General features: G+C 70.6%; 18 protein-coding genes. 12 read left to right on the forward strand and 6 right to left on the reverse strand.

What is annotated here, in order from left to right; genetic code table 11:
- Positions 1-5: 5 nt before the first annotated feature.
- Positions 6-860, reverse strand: coding sequence for a PP2C family serine/threonine-protein phosphatase (locus D466_RS0115295; RefSeq protein WP_018914585.1), 855 nt, complete (start codon positions 858-860; stop codon positions 6-8).
- A 146-nt stretch (positions 861-1,006) separates the two neighbouring features.
- Between D466_RS0115295 and D466_RS0115300 the strand changes: the two genes are divergently transcribed.
- Positions 1,007-3,118: an ATP-dependent DNA helicase gene (locus tag D466_RS0115300; protein WP_231385744.1), complete on the forward strand. Its 2,112-nt coding sequence runs from the start codon at positions 1,007-1,009 to the stop codon at positions 3,116-3,118.
- A 50-nt stretch (positions 3,119-3,168) separates the two neighbouring features.
- Here D466_RS0115300 and D466_RS0115305 read toward each other — a convergent pair whose 3' ends face one another.
- Entirely contained in the window at positions 3,169-3,981 is an 813-nt protein-coding gene (locus D466_RS0115305; RefSeq protein WP_018914587.1) for an outer membrane protein assembly factor BamD, read from the reverse strand.
- A 133-nt stretch (positions 3,982-4,114) separates the two neighbouring features.
- Between D466_RS0115305 and D466_RS0115310 the strand changes: the two genes are divergently transcribed.
- The 7 genes from D466_RS0115310 to rimO all read left to right on the forward strand — a co-directional run bounded on the left by D466_RS0115310 (position 4,115) and on the right by rimO (position 12,249).
- On the forward strand, positions 4,115-5,209 hold the full coding sequence (locus D466_RS0115310) for an RluA family pseudouridine synthase (RefSeq protein ID WP_018914588.1): 1,095 nt from the start codon (positions 4,115-4,117) through the stop codon (positions 5,207-5,209).
- A complete protein-coding gene (pgeF, locus tag D466_RS0115315; RefSeq protein WP_018914589.1) occupies positions 5,206-6,006 on the forward strand; it encodes a peptidoglycan editing factor PgeF in 801 nt (266 codons plus the stop codon). Before D466_RS0115310 ends, pgeF begins: the two co-directional genes overlap by 4 nt.
- Before the next feature lie 295 nt (positions 6,007-6,301).
- Positions 6,302-8,089, forward strand: coding sequence for an alpha/beta fold hydrolase (locus D466_RS0115320; protein WP_018914590.1), 1,788 nt, complete (start codon positions 6,302-6,304; stop codon positions 8,087-8,089).
- A 63-nt stretch (positions 8,090-8,152) separates the two neighbouring features.
- Positions 8,153-9,334 carry an acetyl-CoA C-acetyltransferase gene (locus D466_RS0115325; RefSeq protein ID WP_018914591.1) on the forward strand — a complete coding sequence of 394 codons (1,182 nt, stop codon included), beginning with the start codon at positions 8,153-8,155 and terminating at the stop codon, positions 9,332-9,334.
- 65 nt (positions 9,335-9,399) lie between these two features.
- Positions 9,400-10,140 (forward strand): acetoacetyl-CoA reductase, encoded by a 741-nt coding sequence (gene phbB / locus D466_RS0115330; protein ID WP_018914592.1) that lies wholly within the window; start codon positions 9,400-9,402, stop codon positions 10,138-10,140.
- Positions 10,141-10,264: 124 nt separating this feature from the next.
- Positions 10,265-10,810: a polyhydroxyalkanoate synthesis repressor PhaR gene (gene phaR / locus D466_RS0115335; protein ID WP_018914593.1), complete on the forward strand. Its 546-nt coding sequence runs from the start codon at positions 10,265-10,267 to the stop codon at positions 10,808-10,810.
- Positions 10,811-10,863: 53 nt separating this feature from the next.
- On the forward strand, positions 10,864-12,249 hold the full coding sequence (rimO, locus tag D466_RS0115340) for a 30S ribosomal protein S12 methylthiotransferase RimO (protein WP_018914594.1): 1,386 nt from the start codon (positions 10,864-10,866) through the stop codon (positions 12,247-12,249).
- Positions 12,250-12,289: 40 nt separating this feature from the next.
- On the opposite strand, the gene D466_RS0115345 is transcribed toward rimO, so the two are convergent.
- Positions 12,290-13,129, reverse strand: a complete 840-nt coding sequence (locus D466_RS0115345; RefSeq protein ID WP_018914595.1) for a sulfite exporter TauE/SafE family protein — start codon at positions 13,127-13,129, stop codon at positions 12,290-12,292.
- 271 nt (positions 13,130-13,400) lie between these two features.
- Here D466_RS0115345 and D466_RS0115350 point away from each other — a divergent pair, with 271 nt between their 5' ends.
- The gene (locus tag D466_RS0115350) at positions 13,401-13,943 is read left to right on the forward strand and encodes an acetate uptake transporter family protein (RefSeq protein ID WP_018914596.1); all 543 of its coding nucleotides are present in this window, start codon (positions 13,401-13,403) and stop codon (positions 13,941-13,943) included.
- A gap of 102 nt (positions 13,944-14,045) precedes the next feature.
- Here D466_RS0115350 and D466_RS0115355 read toward each other — a convergent pair whose 3' ends face one another.
- From D466_RS0115355 to argA, 3 genes are all read right to left on the reverse strand, one after another.
- Complete coding sequence (locus D466_RS0115355) at positions 14,046-15,287, reverse strand: OmpP1/FadL family transporter (RefSeq protein ID WP_018914597.1); 1,242 nt, start codon at positions 15,285-15,287, stop codon at positions 14,046-14,048.
- A 325-nt stretch (positions 15,288-15,612) separates the two neighbouring features.
- Positions 15,613-15,888 carry an oxidative damage protection protein gene (locus tag D466_RS0115360; RefSeq protein ID WP_026285339.1) on the reverse strand — a complete coding sequence of 92 codons (276 nt, stop codon included), beginning with the start codon at positions 15,886-15,888 and terminating at the stop codon, positions 15,613-15,615.
- 56 nt (positions 15,889-15,944) lie between these two features.
- Positions 15,945-17,270, reverse strand: a complete 1,326-nt coding sequence (gene argA / locus D466_RS0115365; RefSeq protein ID WP_018914599.1) for an amino-acid N-acetyltransferase — start codon at positions 17,268-17,270, stop codon at positions 15,945-15,947.
- Positions 17,271-17,362: 92 nt separating this feature from the next.
- Between argA and hrpA the strand changes: the two genes are divergently transcribed.
- The 3 genes from hrpA to mctP all read left to right on the forward strand — a co-directional run bounded on the left by hrpA (position 17,363) and on the right by mctP (position 23,367).
- Positions 17,363-21,328: an ATP-dependent RNA helicase HrpA gene (gene hrpA, locus D466_RS21980; RefSeq protein ID WP_081629980.1), complete on the forward strand. Its 3,966-nt coding sequence runs from the start codon at positions 17,363-17,365 to the stop codon at positions 21,326-21,328.
- A gap of 271 nt (positions 21,329-21,599) precedes the next feature.
- Positions 21,600-21,821 (forward strand): DUF3311 domain-containing protein, encoded by a 222-nt coding sequence (locus D466_RS0115375; protein ID WP_018914601.1) that lies wholly within the window; start codon positions 21,600-21,602, stop codon positions 21,819-21,821.
- Between the two features lie 4 nt (positions 21,822-21,825).
- A complete protein-coding gene (mctP, locus tag D466_RS0115380) occupies positions 21,826-23,367 on the forward strand; it encodes a monocarboxylate uptake permease MctP (protein ID WP_018914602.1) in 1,542 nt (513 codons plus the stop codon).
- Positions 23,368-23,706: the final 339 nt, after the last annotated feature.

Consider the following 23,706-nt stretch of genomic DNA (forward strand, 5'->3'; position numbering starts at 1 on the left):
GGCGCTCAGCGCCGGCCGGGCTTGCCCGGCTTGTCCGCGGCCGGCGGGTCCAGCGGGGGGAATTCCAGGCGCGGCGGGCGCGGAGGCGGCGGCGGCGGCGCCTGCGCGATCAGCCGGATCACGGCCAGCGACAGGTTGTCGCCGCGCCCGCCCGCGCGCAGCCGGGCCTTGCCGATCAGGGTTTCGCAGGCCTCGCGCGGCTCCAGCGTGTCCACCGTGGCGCCCAGTTCGTGGTCGCCGAAGTAGTGCCAGACCCCGTCGGTGCACAGCAGCAGCGCATCGCCCCCCTGCAGTTGCAGCGCGTCGAGGCACAGAGGCGGGTCCTCGGCGGTGCCCAGGCTGGCGGTCAGCACGTTGCTCATCGGGTGGTTGCGCGCCATGGCCTCGGTCAATTCCCCGCTGTCGACCAGGTCCTGCACGTAGGAGTGGTCGCGGGTGCGGCGTTCCAACTGCCCCTGGCGGAACAGGTGGATGCGCGTATCCCCGATATGGGCCCAGCAGCAGGCGCCGTCCGGGTGCAGCAGCACGCAGGCCGCGGTCGAATGGGGCTCCTGCTCGGCCGAGATCGCCGTCAGGCGGATCATCGTGTGGGCTTCCTGCAGGATGGTCCTCAGCAGTTCCTGGGGATCGTCGGTGCCGGGGATGTAGCGCTCGAACAGCTGGGTGGCGGTGATCATCACCTGGTCGGCGGCCATGCGTCCGCCGCTGCGCCCGCCCATGCCGTCGGCGACCACCGCCAGCAGCACGCCGCGCTGGCGCGGGTGCGCCAGCACCTCCACGCGATCCTGCTGGTATTCGCGGTCGCCGCGGTGGGTTCCGATGGAGGCCTGCAATTGCAGGCGTGCGGGCGCGGTTTTCATGGCGCGGACAGGCGCTGCCTACAATGCCGGGCACACCCTTCGTCGAATCCCATACCCACGCAAGCTCCCGGCCATCGTTGCACACGCGACGCGCGGCGACCGCCGGGAACCACCCCGAGCCCGGCCCGCGAGCCGCATCCGCCCGTTTGAACCCGCCCGAGCATGATGAGGGGCATTGTAGGCATGCCGACGAGGCCGCCGACGATGTCCGCGCCCAGGACGACCCCTTGTGGGGCGCGCAGGGCCTGCTGGCCGCCGCGCTGCCGGCCTGGCGCGAGCGCCCGGGCCAGCGCGCGCTGGCCGATGCCGTGCGCCAGGCCATCGAGCGGCGCGGCATCCTGCTGGCCGAGGCGGGGACCGGCACGGGCAAGACCCTGGCCTATCTGGTGCCCGCGCTGTTGCACGGCGAGCGGGTGATCGTGTCCACCGCGACGCGCGCGCTGCAGGACCAGCTGTACCGCAAGGACCTTCCGCTGGCCTGCCAGGCGCTGGGCCTGCAGGTGCGCAGAACCGTGCTGAAGGGGCGCGCCAACTACGTGTGCCACTATCGGCTCAAGCGTGCGCAGCAGGACGGCCAGCTGGAAAGCCGCCGCGCGGTGCAGGAACTGCGCCAGGTGGTGCGCTTCGCGGCGGCGTCCGCCGATGGCGACCTGTCCGGCCTGGCGGGCATGGACGAGAACTCCGCCGTGCTGCCGCTGGTCACCTCTACGCGCGACAACTGCCTGGGCTCGGAATGCCCGGACTTCCGGGCCTGTTTCGTGATGAAGGCCCGCCGCGAGGCCCTGGCCTCCGACGTCGTGGTGGTCAATCATCATCTGTTCTTCGCCGATCTCGCGCTGCGCGGCGACGGCGTGGCCGAGCTGCTGCCGGCGGCCACCACGGTGGTGCTGGACGAGGCCCACCAGCTCGCCGACATCGGTGCGCAGTTCCTCGGCAGCGCGGTCGGAACGGCGCAGGCGCAGGAACTCGCGCGCGATGCCCAGGCCTGCGGGCTGCAGCACGCGCGCGGCCTGGCCGACTGGCCGATGCTCGCGGCCGCGCTGACCAAGGCGGCGCGCGACCTGCGCCTGTGCGCCGCAGGGCCCTCGCAGGCTCGCAGCGGCCCGGCGCGCCTGGACTGGGCGCAGGCGCAGGCCTTGCCCGGCTGGAGCGAGGCGCTGCGCGCGTGGCGCGAGCAGCTGGAAGCGCTGCTGGGCGCGCTGCTGCACGTGGAGGAGGCCGCGCCCGAGTTCACGCGCCTGGCCGAGCGCTGCCGCGAGCAGCAGCGTCTGCTGGCGACCTGGCAGCTGGGGCCGCACGATGCCGCCGGCGAGCCCGCCGGCGCCGAAGCCGCGGCCCCGGGGGCCGCCGACAGCGTGCGCTGGCTGGACGTGGGAAGCCATCATCTGCGCCTGCTGGCCACGCCGCTGGGCATCGGGCCCGCCTTCTCGACGCTGCTGGCCGAGCGCGCGCAAGCCTGGGTGCTGGTGTCGGCCACGCTCACCCTGGACGGCAGCTTCCGCTACGCCCGCGCCCGCCTGGGCCTGGGCGACAGCAGCGTGGCCCTGCAGGGCGCCGATGAAGCCCAGGCTCCGCGCCTGCAGGAGCTTCGCGTACCCAGCCCCTTCGACTACGCGGCGCAGACCCGGCTGCTGGTCCCCGGGAGGGGCTTCCGGCCCGCGGACCCCGAGCATTCGACAAGGGTGGCCGAGCTCGCGGCGCGCCTGGTGGCGGTCAATCCCGGCGGCAGTTTCGTGCTCACGACCACGCTGCGCGCCATGGGGCGCATCGCCGCGCGCCTGCGCGAACTGCTGCCGCCGGGGCGCACGGTGCTGGAGCAGGGCAGCGAACCCAAGGCGGTGCTGCTGCAGCGCTTCGCCGCCGATGCCCGCGCGGTGCTGGTGGGCAGCCACAGCTTCTGGGAAGGGGTGGACTTTCCCGGCGAGCAGCTCACGCTGGTGGTGATCGACAAGCTGCCCTTCGCGCCACCCGACGATCCGCTGGTGGCGGCCCGCCTGGCGCGCCTGGAGGCGGCCGGGCGCAGCGGTTTCATGGATTATTCGCTGCCCCAGGCCGCCCTGGCCCTGCAGCAGGGCGCCGGGCGCCTGGTGCGCGGCGAGGACGACTGGGGCGTGCTCGCGGTCTGCGACCAGCGCCTTGCCGCCACCGGCTGGGGCCGCAGGCTGCTGGCCTCGCTACCGCCGTTCCGCCGCGTCGAGACCGAGGAGCAGGCCGCGGAGTTCCTGCGCGAGCATGCGCGCGGCGGGCCAGGACACTAGATGTTCGCGGCCGGCCATGCGCGCGGTGGCCGCGCCCCGGCCGCGGCCCTTCACCACAGGCGCCACCAGGACGGATGGTTGGTCGGCAAGGGACCGCTCAGGTAGGGGCTTTCGGGATAGTTCAGGCGCAGCACGCGCTGCGTGTCGTCGCGCAGCTGGGTGAGGCCCAGGCGGTCGTAGCTGTTCATGAGCACCCCCAGCGCCAGTTGCGTGGCCGGCGTGTCGGGGTACTCGCGCAGCGTCTCCTGGGCCCGGTCGGCCGCCGCCACGTAGGCTCCGCGGTTGAAGTAGAACAGCGCCACGTGCGCGTCGTACAGGCCCAGGGAATTGACGATGTAGCGCATGCGTTCGCGCGCATCGTTGCTGTACTTGCTGTCCGGGAAACGCGTGACGAGCTCGCGGAAGGCTGCGTAGGACTCCTTCGCGCCGCGCTGGTCGCGCTCGTAGGCGGACTGGTCGGCCAGTTTCGTGAACAGCGTCTGGTTCGCGTAGAAGTTGCTCAGACCCTTCAGGTAGAGCACGTAATCCACGTACGGATTGTTGGGGTAGATCTTCAGGAAGCGGTCGCAGGCCGCCACGGCCTGGGCGCGTTCGCCCTGCTTGTAGTAGCCGTAGGCGACTTCCATCAGCGCCTGTTGCGCCAGGATGCCGTAGGGATAGCGCGATTCCAGCTTCTCGAAGTACTTGGTCGCGGTGTCGTAGGCGCCGTTGGCCATTTCATCGCTGGCCTCGCGGTACAGCTTGGCCGCGGACCAGTTCGCGGTGATGTCGGTATCGCCGGTGGACGCGCACGCGCCCAGGGCCAGCACGCTGGAGGCGAGCAGCAGGCGCAGCAGCCAGCGCGAGCAGGTCGCGCCGGTCAAGAAGGGGATACGGTTCACGGCGGGGATCGGTGGAGTGGCGCCAAAGCCCGGCATTATAGGAAGCCCCCTGACCGGGGCGGGGCCTGGGCCGCGGGCGCCCGGCGCCGCCGCGGGGCTGCACTATGCTGGCGTGATGCGCGCGCCCCCGATTCCCGCTGCTTCGAAACTCGAGCCCGAGGGCCTGCCGCCCGCCCCGCCCGACTGGGAGCCGGGCGAGGCCGACGACGCCCCGGAGCCGCAAGCCGCCGGGCCCCAGACCCTGCAGGCGGTGGTGCCGGCCGAATTCGCCGGCGAGCGCCTGGACAAGGTGCTGGCGCAGGTGTTCGGGGAATTCTCGCGCAGCCGCTTGCGCGCCTGGTGCGAGGCCGGCCTGGTGCGCATGGGCGAGGCCGTGGCGCAGCCGCGCAGCAAGGCGCGTGCCGGCGCGGCGCTGATGCTGCAACTTCCGCAGGAGCCGGAAGCCGCCGCCTTCGCGCCCGAGCCCATGGATCTGAACGTGCTGTGGAGCGATGCGGACCTCGCGGTGATCGACAAGCCCGCCGGGCTGGTCGTGCACCCGGCGGCCGGGAACTGGAGCGGTACGCTGCTCAACGGCCTGCTGGCGCGCTTTCCCGAAAGCGCCGCACTGCCGCGCGCGGGCATCGTGCATCGCCTGGACAAGGACACCAGCGGGCTCATGGTGGTGGCGCGCAGCCTGACGGCGCAGACCGATCTGGTGCGCCAGTTGCAGGCGCGCAGCGTCAGCCGCCAGTACCTGGCGCTGGCCTGGGGCGAACTGCATGCTCCGGTGTGGGTGGACGCGCCCATCGGGCGCCATCCGCGCGACCGCCTGCGCATGGCGGTGGTGGCCGGCGGCAAGCCGGCGCGCACGCAATTTCGCGGCCTGGGCTGCTGCCGCGGCCCCTTCGGTGCGGTCACCGCGCTGCGCTGCGTGCTGGAAAGCGGGCGTACCCACCAGATTCGCGTGCATGCCCAGCACATCGGACTGCCGCTGCTCGGCGACCCGCTGTACGGTCGCCGAGGCGCGGCCTGCGCGCTGCGGCGCCAGGCCTTGCACGCGGTGCTGCTGCGCCTGCGGCATCCGCGCACGGGCGCGTGGATGCAGTGGCATTCGCCGGTCGCCGCCGACATCGTGGCGCAGTGGAGCGAACTGGGCGGCGACACGGCGCTGCTGGACGCCTCGAGCTGGGATGCGCCGGCAGCGGCCGGGCAAGGGCTCAAGGCATGAATCCACGCCTGCCGCCGGGCTGGATCGAGGCTGCATGGCCCGGCAACCCGCGCGTGCGCGGCCTGTTCACCGCCCGTCAGGGCGGCTGCAGCGGCGGCCCCTACGGCGCCGGCGAGGGCGGCGGCGGCATGAACCTGGGCTCGCATGTCGGCGACGATCCGCGGGCCGTGGCCGCCAACCGCGAGAGCCTCGCGCAACGCCTCGGCGGGGCCGTCCCGGCCTGGCTGGAACAGGTGCACGGATGCGAGCTGGCCGATCTCGATCTCGATCTCGACCCCGGCGGGCCGGCTTCCCCGCGGCGCGCGGACGCCTCGCTGCTCACGCGCCGCGGCGTGGCCGCCAGCGTGCTGGTGGCCGATTGCCTGCCGGTGCTGCTGGCGGCACCCGGCGGCCGCGGTGTGGCGGCGGCGCACGCCGGCTGGCGCGGGCTGGCGGCGGGCGTGCTGGAGCGCAGCGCGGCCGCGCTGGCAGCGCGCTGCCGCTGCGAGCCCCCGCAGCTGCAGGCCTGGCTGGGCCCGGCCATCGGCCCGGCGCATTTCGAGGTCGGCGACGAGGTGCGCGAGGCCTTTGTCGCCCACCACGGCGCCGCGCAGCGGGCCTTCATGCGCGGCGAGCGGCCGGGCAAGTGGATGGCCGACCTGTTCGAACTCGCGCGCATGCGCCTGCGGGAGGCGGGGCTGGCGCCGGAGTCCATGTTCGGTGGAGGGGTTTGCACCGTGGCCAACCCCTCGCTCTACTACAGCTTTCGGCGTGATCGCGTCACCGGCCGGCAGGCAGGGCTGGTGTGGCTGGTATGAATCGTTCCAGGCGCGCCGAGACCCGGGCGGGGGCAGGGATTGCGCGGATCCCCTGCGCGTTGACACCACGATGCCTTTGGTCAAGAATGGGTCGCAAGCGGTCCTTTCGAGGCCATCACACACCGTGGTGCCCGAAAGCTCGCGCAATATCTGGCTTTGCCAGCCCTCAGACCAATAAGAATCGCTGGTTCCTGGACGTTTCCTCCGCATCGAAGGATCCATTCGGCCCGCCGGCGCACGGGCCTGGGGTCCGCGGACCCGCAAGCGTCGGAGCCCGTCGTTGACGAGTCCTCCCATGCCCCCCGATCCCACCCGTTTCGTCGACCAGCCGCAGGCCACCGAGGCCTTCGCCGAAGGCCTGCACCAGGCCTTCGCCAGCAGCCTGCGTGCCGCGGGGGCGCCGCTGTTCCGCATGGATCCGGCGCGCGTGGCCGACATCCAGGCGCGTTTCGGCAAGGAATACGCCGAGTTGTGGGTGGGGCTGCTGGGCGGCAGCGCGCAGCCCGTGGCTCCACGCGACCGGCGCTTCGCCGGCGATGCCTGGCGCAGCAACCGCTTTTCCGCCTACACGGCGGCCCTGTACCTGCTCAACGCGCGCGCGCTGCTGGAACTGTCCGACGCGGTGCAGGCGGATCCCAAGACCCAGCAGCGCATCCGCTTCGCGGTCCAGCAATGGGTGGACGCTGCGGCTCCCAGCAACATCTGGGCGCTCAACCCCGACGCCATGGCCACCGCGATGCAAAGCGGCGGCGAAAGCCTGCGCCGCGGCATGGACAACCTGCTGGGGGACCTGCTGCGCGGCAAGCTGACCCAGACCGACGAGAGCCAGTTCGAGATCGGGCGCAACGTGGCCACCACCGAGGGCGCGGTGGTGTTCGAGAACCCCTGGTTTCAGTTGATCGACTACCGGCCGCTGAAGAACCACGTGTACGAGCGCCCGCTGCTCATCGTCCCGCCCTGCATCAACAAGTACTACATCCTGGATCTGCAGCCGAGCAATTCCCTGGTGCGCTACGCGCTGCAGCAGGGCCACCGCGTGCTGCTGATGTCCTGGCGCAATCCCGACGCAAGCTGCGGCGAGTGGAGCTGGGACGACTACATCGAGCATGGCGTGCTCGAAGCCGTGCGCGTGTGCGGCGAGATCGCCGCGGCGGCGCCCGCGGCCAAGGCCGAGGGTGCGGGCAAGGGCAGGGGCAGCAGCAAGCGCGCGCCGGCCGCGGCGCCGGCCGAGGGCGGCATCAACGCGCTGGGTTTTTGCATCGGCGGCACCTTGCTGGGCACCGCGCTGGCGCTCCTGGCGCGGCGCGGCCAGCGTCCGGTGCACAGCGCGACCTTCCTGACCACGCTGCTGGACTTCTCCGACACCGGCGTGCTGGACGTGTTCGTCGACGAGGCCCAGGTGGCCATGCGCGAGGCCACCATCGGACGCGGCGGGCTGCTGGCCGGGACCGAACTGGCCGCGGCATTCTCCAGTTTGCGCCCCAACGACCTGACCTGGAACTACGTGGTGGGCAACTACCTGAAGGGCGAGACCCCGCCGCCCTTCGACCTGCTGTACTGGAACGCCGACAGCACCAATCTTCCGGGGCCCTTCCTCGCCTGGTACCTGCGCAACACCTACCTGGAGAACAAGCTGCCGGTGGCCGACGCGCTGCGCGTGTGCGGCACGCCGGTGGACCTGGGGCGCATCGAGCTGCCGGCCTACGTGTACGCGTCGCGCGAGGATCACATCGTGCCGTGGAGTACCGCCTACGCGTCGGCGCGGCGCCTGGGCGGGCCCACGCGCTTCGTGCTGGGCGCCTCGGGGCATATCGCCGGGGTGATCAATCCTCCCGCGGGGGGCAAGCGCAGCCACTGGCTGCCGCCGGCGGCCCGCGGCGCGCGCAAGGCGCAGGCGCTGCCGGCCGATCCGCAGGCCTGGCTGCAGCGCGCCGAGGAGCGCGGCGGCAGCTGGTGGCCCGACTGGGCGGCGTGGCTGGCCGAGCAGGCCGGCCCGATGCGCGACGCGCCGCGCGCGTACGGAGGGGGTGGCCACGTCAAGATCGAGGCCGCTCCGGGGCGCTATGTTCGGGTGCGGGCCTGAATTCGCGCGAGCGCAGCCGCGGGCCGCGCCGCAGATTCCCTTTTCTTCCTGAGACATGAAGCTATGAGCGAAGACATCGTGATCGTTTCCGCCGTCCGTACGGGCGTGGGCAAATTCGGCGGTTCGCTGGCGAAGATTTCCGCGGCCGAACTGGGTGCGCTGGTCGTGCGCGAGGCCGTGGCGCGCGCCGGCATCGAGCCGGGCGCGGTCTCCGAGGTGATCCTGGGCCAGGTGCTGCAGGCCGGTTGCGGCCAGAACCCGGCGCGCCAGGCCTCGATCAAGGGTGGCCTGCCCGACAGCGTGCCGGCCATGACCATCAACAAGGTCTGCGGCTCGGGCCTGAAGGCGGTGATGCTGGCCGCGCAGGCCGTGCGCGACGGCGACGCCGAGATCGTCGTGGCCGGCGGCCAGGAGAACATGAGCGCGGCCCCGCACGTGCTGCCCGGCTCGCGCGACGGCATGCGCATGGGCAACTGGAACCTGGTCGACACCATGGTGCACGACGGGCTGTGGGACGCCTTCAATCACTACCACATGGGCACCACGGCCGAGAACGTGGCGAAAAAGCACGGCATCACCCGCGAGATGCAGGACGCCTTCGCGGCCGCCAGCCAGAACAAGGCCGAGGCCGCGCAGAAGTCGGGGCGCTTCGCCGACGAGATCGTGCCGGTGCTGCTGCCCCAGCGTAAGGGCGACCCGGTGGCCTTCGCCACGGACGAGTTCGTGCGCCACGGGGCTACCGCCGAATCCCTGGCCGGACTGCGCCCGGCCTTCGACAAGGGCGGCAGCGTCACCGCCGGCAACGCCTCGGGGCTGAACGACGGGGCCGCGGCCGTGGTGGTCATGCGCGCCAGCCGCGCCGCCGCGCTGGGGCTGCGCCCGCTGGCCAGCATCCGCGCCTACGCCAGCGCGGGGCTGGATCCGGCCTACATGGGCATGGGCCCGGTGCCGGCGTCCACGCGCTGCCTGTCGCGCGCCGGCTGGAAGCCGCAGGACCTGGAACTGATGGAAATCAACGAGGCCTTCGCCTCGCAGGCGCTGGCGGTGAATCAGCAGATGGGCTGGGACACCTCGAAGGTCAACGTCAACGGCGGCGCCATCGCCATCGGTCACCCGATCGGCGCCAGCGGCTGCCGCATCCTGGTCACGCTGCTGCACGAGATGCAAAAGCGCGACGCGCGCAAGGGCCTGGCCTCGCTGTGCATCGGCGGCGGCATGGGCGTGGCCCTCGCGGTCGAGCGTTGAGCGCGACGGCCCCTTGAGACGGCCGTCGCACGGCCCACGAATCGACAACCCCAGGAGCAAGGCACATGGACAAGAAGATTGCATACGTTACCGGAGGCATGGGCGGCATCGGCACCGTGATCTGCCGCAGGCTGTGCGAGGCCGGCCACAAGGTGATCGCCGGCTGCGGCCCCAATTCGCCGCGCAAGGACGGCTGGCTGCGCGACATGCGCGCGCAGGGCCTGGACGTGTACGCGTCGGAGGGCAACGTGGCCGACTGGGAGTCGACCTGTTCCGCGTTCCAGCAGGTGTTCGCCGAGCACGGGCGGGTGGACATCCTGGTCAACAACGCCGGCATCACGCGCGACGCGGTGTTCCGCAAGATGGGCTACGAGGACTGGGACCGCGTGATGAAGACCAACCTGTACTCCATGTTCAACGTCACCAAGCAGGTGATCGACGGCATGGTGGACCGGGGCTGGGGGCGCATCGTCAACATTTCCTCGGTCAACGGCGAGAAGGGCCAGTTCGGCCAGACCAACTACTCGGCCGCCAAGGCCGGCATGCACGGCTTCACGATGGCCCTGGCGCAGGAAGTGGCCTCCAAGGGCGTGACCGTGAACACGGTGGCTCCCGGCTACATCATGACCGACATGGTCAAGGCGATCCGGCAGGACGTGATGGACAAGATCGTCGCGTCCATTCCGGTCAAGCGCCTGGGGCGCCCGGAGGAGGTCGCATCGCTGGTGACCTGGCTGGCCAGCGAGGACGGCGCCTTCACCACCGGGGCCGAACTGTCGATCAACGGCGGCCTGCACATGAGCTGATCGGCGCCCTGCGCGGGGCCGTGCGGCCGGGGCGCATCCGGGGCCTTCCCGGGTACGCCCGGGAAGGCTTTTGTGGTTCAATCGATCAGCGGGCCTCCGGCCCGAACCTTGCGTCAGGTCCTCCATGTCCCAGTCAGAAACCGCCGTTCGCGTCATCAAGAAGTACCCGAATCGCCGCCTGTACGACACCGAGACCAGCGCCTACATCACGCTGGCCGACGTCAAGTCGCTGGTGATGGAGGCGCAGCGCTTCATCGTGCAGGACGCGAAGACCGGAACCGACCTGACGCGCAGCATCCTGCTGCAGATCATCCTGGAGGAGGAAGCCGGCGGCGTGCCGATGCTCAGCACCGCGATGCTGGAGCAACTGATCCGTTTCTACGGGCACGCGATGCAGGGCATGATGGGCTCGTACCTGGAGAAGACGGTGCAGGCCTTCATCGACATCCAGGGCAAGCTGGCCGAGCAGTCGCGCGGGCTGTACGACAGCGGCAGCTTCAGCCCTGAGATGTGGTCGCAGTTCCTCAGCGGCCAGGCCCCGATGCTCCAGGGCATGATGGGCAACTACCTGGAACAGAGCAAGAAGCTGTACGTGCAGATGCAGGAGCAGATGCAGCAGCAGGCCAAGCAGATGATGGGTGCCTTCCAGGCCCCGCCCGCCAAGAAGTAGGGCAGCCCCGCGGCGGCGTGCCGCCGCCGCTTCAAAGCGGCGACAATACGGGGATGCCCGACATTTCCGCCCCCCCTTCCTCCGCGCCGCGCATCGGCTTCGTCTCGCTGGGCTGCCCGAAGGCCCTGGTCGATTCCGAGCGCATCGTCTCGCAGCTGCGCGCCGAGGGCTACGAGACCAGCTCCAGCTACGCCGGCGCCGACCTGGTGATCGTCAACACCTGCGGCTTCATCGACGAGGCGGTGCAGGAAAGCCTGGACGCCATCGGCGAGGCCCTGCACGAGAACGGACGCGTGCTGGTCACCGGCTGCCTGGGCGCTCGCAAGGACGAGCAGGGCGACAACCTGGTGCGCAAGGTGCATCCCAAGGTGATGGCCGTCACCGGCCCGCAGGCCACCGAGGAGGTGCTGCGTCACGTGCACGACAGCCTGCCCCGGCCGCACGACCCCTTCGTCGACCTGTTGCCGCCCGGCGGGCTCAAGCTCACGCCCCGGCACTACGCCTACCTGAAGATCGCCGAGGGCTGCAACCAGAGCTGCAGCTTCTGCATCATTCCCAGCATGCGCGGCAAGCTGGTGTCGCGCCCCATCGGCGAGGTGCTGGACGAGGCCGAGGCGCTGCTGCGGGCCGGCGTGCGTGAACTCCTGGTGGTGAGCCAGGACACCGCGGCCTACGGTTCCGACCTGAAGTACCGCACCGGTTTCTGGCAGGGGCGCCCGGTGCGCACGCGTTTCGCTGAACTGGTGCAGGCGCTGGCAGGGCTGGCCGAGCAGCACGACGCCTGGGTGCGCCTGCACTACATCTACCCCTATCCGCACGTCGACGAGGTGCTGCCGGTGATGGCGCAAGGCCGCGTGCTGCCCTACCTGGACGTGCCGCTGCAGCATGCGCACCCCGAGGTGCTGCGGCGCATGCGCCGGCCCGCCGGCGGCGAGCGCGCGCTGGAGCGCATCGAGCGCTGGCGCGAGGCCTGCCCCGACATCGCGATCCGCTCCACCTTCATCGCGGGCTTCCCCGGCGAGACCGAGGAGGAGTTCGAGACCCTGCTGGATTTCGTGCGCCGTGCCCGGATCGACCGCGTGGGCTGCTTCGCCTATTCCCCGGTGCAGGGCGCGGCCGCCAACGAGTTGCCGGGCGCGCTGCCCGACGAACTGCGCGCGCAGCGTCAGGGGCGGTTCATGGAAGTGGCCGAGCAGGTATCGGTGCAGCGCCTGCGCGCGCGCATCGGCCAGGACCTGCGCGTGCTGGTCGACCAGGCCGGGCGCGACGGCGCTACTGCGCGCAGCTATGCCGAGGCGCCTGAGATCGACGGCAAGGTGTTGATCGCGCCGCCGGCCAAGCCCTCGGCACGCATGCGCCTGGCCCAGTCCACCGGGCAGTTCCTGCGCGTGCGCGTGGTCGGCACTCGCGGCCACGACCTGCTGGCCGAGCTGATCTGATCCGGCTCGCGCGCCCGGGCGCCGCCCGGCCGGCGCGGCATCACGGGTGCAGTCCGAAGGCCGACAGGTTGCGCCAGAGCATGTACAGCGCGACCACGGCCACGAGCAGGGCGAAAATGAGGTTCAGCGTGCCCTTGCCGTGCTTGCCCAGGTGCGTGGCCACGCGCGTGCCGAACCAGCCGCCGGCGACGCCGCCGCCGATGAACAGCAGCGCCACGGTGTAGTCCAGCAGGCCCGAGCGGGCGTAGTTCACGGCCGTGGTCAGGCCGAAGGTGCCCACGGACACCAGCGAGGAGCCGATCGCGGCGATCATGGGCATGCCCGTGGACAGGGCCAGGCCCGGCACGATCAGGAAGCCGCCCCCGATGCCGAAAAAGCCCGCCAGCAGGCCGACCACCGCGGCGGCGGCCACCAGGCGCGCCCAGGCGGCGCGTGACGGCGCGGCGTGCTCGTGCACGGCCTGCGCCGCCGGCTCGCGCCGGCGCAGCATCAGCGCGGCGATCACCAGCATCAGCAGCGCGAACAGGAACAGCAGTTTCTTGCCGTCCACCGCCTTGCCCAGGCTGGAGCCGGCGAAGGCGGCGACCGCGCCCACCAGCGCGAACACCAGGGACTGCCGCCAGCGCACGTTGCCTGCGCGGGCATGCGGGATCAGGTTCAGGTAGGCGTTCACCGACACGGCCAGCGCCGTGGTGCCGATCACCACGTGGGCGTTCGGATACCCGACGAGGTATAACAGCAGCGGCACCGCGAGAATCGATCCGCCGCCGCCGATGAGCCCCAGCGAAAAACCGACGGCCAGGCCGGAAAGGACCGCCAGCATGTGCTGGGCGAGGGTCAGGGTGGCGGGAACGGTGCTGGCGAAGGCGTCGATCTGCATAGTCCCCAGAGCATACGGTAGCAGGCGGTGTGAGGGTGTGAGCAATTGTGCTCCCGTCGGGGCCCCGCGTCACGAACGCTACCAAACGCAACAAACATGTCCAAATGAAGTCCGTAGGCCTGCCGTAAGGCTTGGCGGCGACAGTGCCCGTGTGAGCGGGCGGGAGAGCCCGCCGCAAACGAGGCCCGGGCCCGCGAGGGCTTGCAGGTGCCCGGACCACTGGCGTAGAGCATGGCGCGCCCGCGGCGCGCATAGAAAACAGGAGACAAGGATGGACAAGAAGATCAACCCCGCCCCGCTGGGGCTGTCAGGCTTCGCCCTGACCACGTGGCTGCTCAGCATGCACAACGCAGGCTGGTTCGGCCCCGAGAACGTGCCCATGGTGCTGGCCTGCGCCTTCGCCTTCGGCGGCACCGCGCAGTTCGTGGCCGGCGTGATCGAGGCCTTCGTCGGCAACAGCTTCGGTTTCGTCGCCTTCTGCGGATACGGCGCCTTCTGGTGGAGTTTCGCGCTGTTCGTGGAATTCTTCGCCAAGGGCGTCACCGGCCCGTTCATCGGCTGGTACCTGCTGCTGTGGGGCGTGTTCACCACCTACATGTGGATCGGCACCTGGAAGAAGGGCAAGGCGCTCATGCTGATCTTCACCGCGCTGGTCCCCACCTTCTACCTGCTGGCCTTCGGCGCCCTGCTGGGCATCGGCGGGCTGGGCGTGCTGGGCGGCTACCTGGGTCTGGTGACCGCGGCGCTGGCCTTCTACCTGGCCGCCGCCGAGGTGATCAACGAGGCCTGGGGCTCGGCGGTACTGCCGGTCTGAGTCTGCCTGCCCGGGCGAGAGCCCGGGCCTGAAGGCACGCAGGCATGAAAGCACGAAGGCCCCGCGTCGCGGGGCCTTCGTGCTTGCGGCGCTGCTGCGGGATCAGAACTTGTAGCCGATGGACAGGCCGACGGAGTCCTGGGTCATGCTCAGGGTCTCCGAGCCGCCGGGGCCGGCCGGCGGCGGAGCCAGCGCGCCGGTCACCGAGTTCTTGAAGGCGTGCACGTAGTCGCCCGACAGGTCCATGCTGGGCGTCAGCGCGTAGGTGAACCCCAGCGTGGCGTGTTCCTGCACCACCCCCGGTGCGATGGTGTTGAAGAACACATCCTTCGAGGTGACCGGGTTGTCCGTGTGGTTCCAGCCGGCGCGCAGGGTCAGCTTGTCGTTCCACGCCCAGGCCGCGCCCAGTTTCACGACGGTCACGTCGCGCCAGCCGAAGCCGGGCCCGTTGGGTGCCCCCAGCAGCGTCTGGCCGAAGTCGGTCGAGGTGTTGCCGATGGCCGGCACGCCGCTGTAGAGAATGCGTTCCACGTCGGCCGCCAGGGTCCAGGCCGGGGTGGCCTTCCAGGCCACGCCGACGCCGTAGTTGGCCGGAATGTCGAAGGAGCCGTGCTCGGCGAACAGCCCGCTGTACTTGCTGAAGCTGCTCATGTGGATCTTGGGCTGGAAGGTGGCGCCGACCGAAACCCCGGGGGCGATCTGCCCGATCCAGCCCAGGCGCACGCCGACGCCGTTCGAACTGTCGTGCCCCGGATCCTGCAGGCTCGCGGGGTTGGCCGAGTAGCCGGCGAAATTGTTCAGGCCGTTGGCGCGGAAGGTCTGGTGCACCAGGTCCAGCGCGATGCCGATGGTGTTGCCCGGCGTGACGCGCCACGCGAAACTGGGGCTGATGAACATCTGTTGCAGGTCCACGCCGGCGCCGTTGAGCAGGCCGGTATGCGAGGCCAGGATGCTGCTGTAGCCCGAATTCATGCCGCCGTTGCCGTACAGGCTGATGCCCACCGACATGTCCGGGTTGAGCATGCGGTTGTAGCCCACTTCGGGAATCACGAAGTTGCTCTGGTCGTTGCCGCTGAAGGTGGCGCCGTTGATCCGGGCCTCGCGGTCGGGATGGAACAGCGTGACCCCGGCGTCGAAGCGGTTGCCGACCAGGGCCATGCCGGCCGGGTTGGCGGCCGAGGCCAGCGCGTCCTGCGCCAGCGCGATGCCGACGCCGCCCATGCCGCTCGAGCGCACGCTGTAGCCGGGTTGGAAATAGCCGTCGGTGGCGTGCGCCAGTCCGGGCGCCAGGGCCGCCACGGCGCAGGTCGCCGCGCAAGCCGCGGCCAGTCGATTCTTGTTCATGGAATCCTCTCTCCTCCAGTTATGGGTGCGTCACCGGATCGTCGAACCGGGGAACGCTCGCCACGTTCTCGTGGAGGCTTCGGATTCCCGAGTCAAAATACTGAAACCCGGTATCAGTATTTCGACATGCATCGTAGATACCCCCGGGGTTCGGGGCATCCAGTTTTGCCGCGATGGCGGTCCGGGGCAAAGTGTGCTAGACGAGTTTCAATTGGAAACATCTCGCGCGCGCCCCTCCTGCTGGTGGGGGCGCGCTGAGGGGCGCTGGGGGGGGCGCTGGGGGCGCGCCGGGGCCGCGCCGGGGCCGCCAGCGCGCGGCGCCCGCTCAGGAAGCCGACGGCGGCACGTAGCCGGTCGGTTGCTCCGCGCCTTCGCCGAAAAAGTAGCGGTCCATCTGGCGGGCGAGGTACTGGCGCGCGCTGGCGTCGGCCAGGTTCAGGCGGTTCTCGTTGACCAGCATGGTCTGGTGCTTCAGCCAGCCCTGCCAGGCTTCCTTCGAGACGCTGTCGAAAATGCGCTTGCCCAGTTCCCCGGGGTAGGGCGGGAAATCCAGGCCGGGGGCCTCGCGGCCAAGCTTGATGCAGTTCACCATTCGACTCATGATCGGATCCTGTAGGAAGGGGAGGGAACGGGGGCGCCGTCGCCGGGAGCGCGCGCTCAGCCCAGACGTTTGACCAGCACGCGCGAGCGCCGCTGGTCGTTGTAGCGCTGGCGCCGCGCCTCGGGCAGCCAGTCGGGCTCGACCGGCACGAAGCCGCGCTTGAGAAACCAGTGCGTGGTGCGCGTGGTCAGCACGAAGATGCTTTCCAGGCGCAATGCGCGCGCCTGCTGCTCGATGCGCCGCAGGATGCGTTCGCCGTCGCCCTGGCCCTGCGCGCTGTCGGACACCGTCAACGCAGCCATCTCCCCGGTGCGCGCCTCGGGGTAGGGGTATAGCGCGGCACAACCGAAGATCACCCCGTCGTGCTCGAGTACCGTGTAGTTGCCGATGTCGCGCTCGATCTCGGTGCGGCTGCGCTTGACCAGCACGCCCTCGGCCTCCAGGGGCTCGATGAGCTGCAGGATGCCGCCGACGTCGTCGGCGGAGGCCTGGCGCAGGTGCTCCAGGTGCTCGTCGGCGATCATCGTGCCCACGCCGTCGTGGGTGAACAGTTCCAGCAGCAGCGAGCCGTCGAGCTTGAAGCCGGTGATGTGCGCACGCCCCACGCCGGCGCGGCAGGCGCGCACCGCGTGGCGCAGGTAGAAGGCGGTGTCGGTGGGCTGCTGGGGGTCGGGCAGGCGCGCCAGCAGGTTCTCCGCCTGCGCCACCGTGAGCTCGGACAGCAGCTGGCCGTCCTCGTCGAACACGCCGTCGACCTCGGTGATCAGCAGCAGCTTGTGCGCCTTGATCGCCGCGGCCACGCTGCTGGCCACGTCCTCCATGCTCAGGTTGAAGGCCTCCCCGGTGGGCGAGAAGCCGAAGGGCGACACCAGCACGACGGCGCCGTATTCCAGCGCGCGCTGGATGGTGGGAGCGTCGACCTTGCGCACCAGCCCGGTGTGCTCGAAATCCAGGCCGTCGATCACACCCACCGGGCGCGCGGTGATGAAGTTGCCCGAGACCACGCGCACCGTGGCGCCGGCCATCGGCGTGTTGGGCAGGCCCTGCGAGAAGGTGGCCTCGATCTCGAAGCGCAACTGGCCGGCCGCCTCCTGCGCGGCGTCGAGCGCGATGGGGTCGGTCACGCGCATGCCGTGGCTGTAGCGCGACGTGACCCCCTTCTCGCGCAGCTGTTCCTCGATCTGCGGCCGGAAACCGTGCACCAGCACGATGCGCACACCCATCGCCGACAGCAGCGCGATGTCCTGCACCAGTGCGTTGAGCTGGCCGTCGGCGATGAGCTCGCCGGCGATCGCGACCACGAACACCTTGCCGCGGTGGGCATGGATGTAGGGCGCGACCGAGCGCAGCCAGTGGACGAATTGGGATGGATCGGAGGACATCCGCGTGATTATCCCGGAATGATCGAGAATTGTCGTTTTTGCCGCGGGCCTGGCCAGGCTGCGCGGCCCCGCCGCCTGCCTTCCGTCTTCGCATGCCATCCCCTGCTCGGGCGCCCGTGGCGCCGAACCCCATACCGCCGCTGCGCTTTCCGGCCGAGCTGCCCGTCAGCGCCCGGCGGGAGGACATCGCGCGCGCCATGCGCGAGCACCCGGTGGTCATCGTGTGCGGCGAGACGGGCTCGGGCAAGACCACGCAGTTGCCCAAGATCGCGCTGGAACTGGGGCGGGGGCTGGGCGCCGGCGGCAGCGGGCTGATCGGGCATACCCAGCCGCGGCGCCTGGCAGCCGTCAGCGTGGCCAGGCGCATCGCGCAGGAACTGGGCAGCGAGCTGGGCGAGCATGTCGGCTTCAAGGTGCGTTTCGCCGACCGCCTGCACGGTGGGGCCTCGGTGAAACTGATGACCGACGGCATCCTGCTGGCCGAGACCCAGCGCGACCCGCTGCTGCGCGCCTACGACACCCTGATCATCGACGAGGCACACGAGCGAAGCCTGAACATCGACTTCCTGCTCGGCTACCTGCGCGAGCTGCTGCCCAGGCGCCCCGACCTGAAGCTGGTGATCACCTCGGCCACCATCGACGCCGAGCGCTTCGCCCGGCATTTCGCGGGGCCGCGCGGCCCCGCGCCGGTGATCGAGGTGTCCGGGCGCCTGTATCCGGTGGAAATCCGCTGGCGTCCGCTGCTCGACACCGCGCCGGCCGCGGCCGAGGGCGGCGCGCCCGCGCGCGAGCCGCGCGAGCTCAACCAGGCGGTGTGCGAGGCGGTGGACGAACTGTGGCGCGCCGGCAGCGGCGACGTGCTGGTGTTCCTGCCCGGCGAGCGCGAGATCCGCGACTGCGCCGAGGCCCTGCGCAAGCACCACCTGGAGACCGCGCGCCGCGGCGTGGAGATCCTGCCGTTGTACGCGCGCCTGTCGCAGGCCGAGCAGGACCGCGTGTTCCACGCCGGCGGCGGGGCACGGCGCATCGTGCTGTCGACCAACGTGGCCGAGACCTCGCTGACCGTGCCGGGCATCCGCTACGTGATCGATTCGGGGCTGGCCCGGGTCAAGCGCTACAGCTTCCGCCAGAAGGTCGAGCAGCTGCAGGTGGAGCCGATCAGCCAGGCTGCCGCCAACCAGCGCGCGGGGCGCTGCGGCCGCGTGGCCGACGGCATCTGTATCCGCCTGTACGACGAGGCCGACTTCCAGGCGCGCGGGCGTTTCACGGATCCCGAGATCCTGCGCTCCTCGCTGGCCGCGGTGATCCTGCGCATGCAGGCGCTGGGTCTGCAGGCGGTGGAGCAGTTTCCCTTCATCGATCCGCCGCAGCGCAAGGCCATCGCCGACGGCTACCAGCTGCTGGGCGAGCTCGGCGCGGTCGACGAGCAAAACCAGCTCACGGAGACCGGGCGCCAGTTGGCCGTGCTGCCGCTGGACCCTCGCCTGGGGCGCATGATCCTGGAGGCGCGGCGCCAACAGGCGCTGGCCGAGCTGCTGATCATCGCTTCGGCGCTGGCGGTGCAGGACCCGCGCGAGCGCCCGGCCGAGCGCCAGGAGGCGGCCGACACCGCGCACCGGCGCTTCGTCGAGGGCGGATCCGAGCTGGCGGGCTGGCTCAAGCTGTGGGTGCATTACCAGGAGCTGGTGGCGCACAAGAAGTCGCACCGCAAGCTGCACGAACAGCTGCGCTCGGAATTCCTCTCGCCCATGCGCATGCGCGAGTGGCACGACGTGCACACCCAGTTGCACGCGCTGGTGGCCGAGCATGGCTGGAAGCTCAACACGGCGCCGGCCAGCGACGAGCAGATCCACCTCAGCCTGCTCGCGGGGCTGCTGGGCAACGTGGGCTGCAAGGCCGACGACGGGCCCCATTACCTGGGTGCGCGCGGCATCCGCTTTCTCATCCACCCGTCCTCGCCGGTGGGGCGCAAGGCCGGGCGCTGGATCATGGCCGCCGAGCTGGTGCAGACCACGCGCCTGTACGCGCGCCAGGTGGCGCGCATCGATCCGGCATGGATCGAGCGCGTGGGTGCGCACCTGCTGCAGCGCACCCTGCATGAGCCGCACTGGGAGAAGAAACCGGCGCAGGTCAGCGCCTTCGAGCGCGCCACGCTGTACGGCCTGGTGATCTACAACCAGCGGCGCATCGACTACGGCCGCGTGGATCCGGCGCTGGCCCGGGAGTTGTTCATCCGGCATGCGTTGGTCCAGGGGGAATGGGACAGCCGATGGCCCTTCCTGCAGCACAACCGCAAGCTGATCGCGCAGATCGAACAACTCGAGGAGCGTTCGCGCCGGCGCGACCTGCTGGTGGACGAAGCCTTGATCGAGGCCTTCTACGAGCGCTTCGTTCCCCCCGAGGTGCACAGCGGCGCGAGTTTCGACGCCTGGTACCGCAAGGCCCACCCCGAGCAGCCGCGCCTGCTGTTCCTCGAGCGCGAGGAGTTGATGCGCCACCAGGCGGCGGGCATCACCACCGAGGCCTTCCCGACCCGCCTGTGCGTGGCCGGCCTGGAACTGCCCCTGGCCTACAGCTTCGACCCGGGCGGCACGCGCGACGGCGTGACCGTCGAGGTTCCGCTGGAAGGGCTGAACCAGTTGCCCGAGCAGCGCCTTCAGTGGCTGGTGCCGGGCATGCTGGGCGACAAGATCGCCGCGCTGCTCAAGACCCTGCCGCAGCGCCAGCGCTCGCGCCTGGTGCCCTTGCCGGCGACCGCGCAGGCTTTCGCGCAACAGCTCTGCGAGGCGCGGCGCTACGCCGCGCAGCCCCTGCTCGACGCGCTGCGCGCGCTGGTGCGCGAGACCACGGGGCTGGCGCCCGAGCCCGAGCATTTCCGTCCCGATGCGCTGGACCCGCACCTGCTGTTCAACATCCGCGTGGTCGACGCGCAGGGGCGCCAGCTCGGCATGGGGCGCAACCTGGCGCGCCTGCGTGCCGAGCTCGGGGGTGCTGCGCGCGAGGCCTTCCAGGCCGCCGCGCGCGGCCTGCCCGAGGCCGCCGCCGTCGCGGCGGCGGCGCGCGCGAAGACCGCCGCGCCGGGCGCCGTGGCGCGGCCCGGCGGGGTTGCGGCGCCCGGCGGCGCGCAGCCGCAGGCCCCCGAGGCGCGCGCCGGCCAGGGCCCGGGCGGCGCCGCCGCGGCCGGTACGGCGCAGTCGGGGCAAGGCTACACCAGCTGGAGTTTCGGCACGCTGCCGGAGTTGCTGGAGATCCGGCGCGGCCCGGCGACCATGGTGGGCTTTCCGGCGTTGGTCGACCGCGGCAAGGCCGTCGAGATCGATGTGTTCGATACCCCGGAGGCGGCGGCCCAGGCGCACCGCGCCGGGCTGCGGCGCCTGTTCGCGCTGCAACTGCGCGAGCCCCTGAAGGCGGCCGAGAAGAACCTGCAGGGCCTGCAGCAGGCGGTCTTCGCGTACATGCCGCTGGGCACGGCCGAGGAGCTGCGCCAGCAAGTGCTCGACGCGGCGCTGGACCTGGCCTTCCTCGCCGAGCCGCTGCCCGCCGATGCGCGGGCCTTCGAACAGCGCCTGGCCGAGGGGCGCCCGCGCCTGCAGTTGCTGGCGCAGGAAATGGCCCGCCTGGCCGGCTCCATCCTGCTCGAGTGGAGCGCCGCGCACAAAAGGCTCGGCGCCTTCAAGGCGCAGGCCGCGTTGCACGCCGACGTCGCCCAGCAACTGCAGGAGCTGCTGCCCAGGCGCTTCATGACCGAGCTCGCACCCGCGCGGCGCTCGCACCTGCCGCGCTACCTGAAGGCCGTGCAGATGCGCCTGGACAAGGTCCGCGCCGACCCCGTGCGCGACGCGCAGCGCCAGGCCGAGCTGGCGCCGCTGCTGGCGCGCCTGCGGCGCGAGCTGCAGCTCGCCCGCCAGCAGGGCGAGAGTGGTGCCGACGCACGCCTGGAGGAACTGCGCTGGATGCTGGAGGAGCTGCGCGTGGCGCTGTTCGCACAGGAACTGCGCACGCCCTTCCCGGTGTCGGTCAAGCGCGTGGAAAAGGCCTGGAGCCAGTGGGGGACCTGAGGGCTGTGCCCCGCGGCGCGAGCATCGGCGCGCCATTGCCCCTTTCGGACTAGGGATAACCCCGAATTAGCAACTGCCTGCTTCCTTGGCTACATTGCGGGAAACATTCGGCTTTCGCCGGGTGTTGCATCAGAGATGCGGGCCTGCGCCGCCCGCGCGACATCGGGGGAATTTCCGTACGTGCACATCACGCCGGAAGCCGACCCCGCCGGCGCGCGACGGTCATGGCGTTCCCCCTGTCCCTCGATCCCGACCCTACGGAGATTCCTACATGTCCGATCGCGCTCCAGCACGCAAGCTGGGACCGCTGGCAGTGATCCTGCTGGCGATCCCCTGCGTGGCAGTGCTTGTCGTGCCCTGGTTCAACAAGACCGACCCCGCATGGATGGGCATGCCCTTCTTCTACTGGTGGCAGCTGGTGTGGGTGCCGCTGTCCAGCGTGTTCATCGGCATCGTCTACAAGATGGTCGTGCCTTCCGGAAGCGGAGACTGAAGCGATGAACATCACCGCAACCGTCGTCTTCGTCCTGCTGTTCCTGGTGATCACGATCCTGGGATTCGTCTCCGCGCACTGGCGCAAGGGGGACATGAGCCACCTGCACGAGTGGGGCCTGGGCGGGCGCCGCTTCGGCAGCTGGATCACCTGGTTCCTGATCGGCGGCGACCTGTATACCGCCTACACCTTCGTGGCCGTTCCGGCGCTGGTGTTCGGGGCCGGGGCCCTGGGCTTTTTCGCGCTGCCCTACACGGTGCTCGTGTACCCGATGGTGTTCGCGATCCTGCCGCGCCTGTGGGTGGTGGCGCACAAGCACAACTACATCACGGCCTCGGACTTCGTGGCCGGGCGCTACGGCAGCCCCGTGCTGGCGCTGGCCATCGCGATCACCGGCATCGTCGCCACGATGCCCTACATCGCGCTGCAGCTGGTGGGCATCCAGGTGGTCATCGGCGGCCTGGGCTTCCCCGCCGGCCACGGCCTGGTGGGCGACCTTCCGCTGATCATCGCCTTCGTGATCCTGGCGGCCTTCACCTACACCAGCGGGCTGCGCGCGCCGGCCTCGATCGCGGTGGTGAAGGACCTGCTGGTCTACATCACGGTGATCGCCATGGTGGTGGTCATCCCGGCCAAGCTCGGCGGGCTGGGCGCGATCTTCGCGCAGGTTCCGAAGGAGCACCTGCTGCTGCCGGCGATCAAGGACGGCAACTGGGGCATGCAGTCCTTCTACGCCACGCTGGCCTTCGGCTCGGCGCTGGCGTTGATGCTGTATCCCCACGCCTCCACCGCGGTGCTGGCGGCCAAGGGCCCCAACACCCTGCGGCGCAACTGGGTGTGGCTGCCGGCCTACTCGCTGATGCTGGGGCTGATCGCCATGCTGGGCTACATGGCCTACGCCGGTGGCATCGAGAAGCTGCCCGACCTGGCGCCGTACTTCAAGCAGTACGGACCGCAGTTCGCGATGCCGGGCCTGCTGCTGCACTACTTCCCGTCGTGGTTCGTCGGCGTCGGCTTCGCCGCCGTGGCCATCGGGGCGCTGGTGCCCGCGGCCATCATGTCCATCGCCGCCGCGAACCTGTTCACCCGCAACATCTACAAGGCCTTCATCAACCCGCAGTGCTCGGTGCAGAAGGAAACCGACATGGCCAAGCTGGTGTCGCTGGTGGTCAAGTTCGGCGCGCTGCTGTTCATCGTGTTCCTGCCGCTGAAGTACGCGATCCAGCTGCAGCTGCTGGGCGGCATCCTGGTGCTGCAGACCCTGCCGGCCATCGTCTCGGGCATCTACACCCGCTGGTTCGACGCCAAGGCGCTGCTGCTGGGCTGGGCGGTGGGGCTGGCCTGGGGCGTCTGGGCGGCCTCGCTGAGCGGCTTCAAGTCCTCGGCCTATGCGCTGCACGTGGCGGGCCAGATCATCCCGGCCTACATCGGCCTGTACGCGGTGATCATCAACATCGCCGTGGCGGTGGTCGCCACGCTGGTGATCCGCGCGCTGGGCATGGCCAACGATCGCGACGCGACCAGCGCCGCCGATTACGTGGGCTGAGACCGGCTCCGAGTTTTCCGAGCCCGGAGGCGAAAGCCTCCGGGCTTTTTTTCTGGTGCGCCCGGCAGGGCGCACCTACTTGGAGGTGGAAGTCCTCTACCGGCCCGGCAAGGGGAACGGTTAGCCGAAGGCAAGGGTTTCGCGGGCGACCGCGGGTCTGGAGGAAGCCGGATGGCAAAGCGCTGGCCTGACGAACAGGAAGCGGATACGAGGCGACGCATCGGGGTGAGGTGCCCAAGATCATCAAAGCCCGAAACTTGCACGGAACGATGCGGCGTAGATCCGACAGGCATAAGCGTGACGGTGGGTGCGCAATACCCGGGGAGGTCTGGCAACGTG

Source organism: Thiomonas sp. FB-6, assembly GCF_000377645.1.
GTDB lineage: Bacteria > Pseudomonadota > Gammaproteobacteria > Burkholderiales > Burkholderiaceae_C > Thiomonas_A.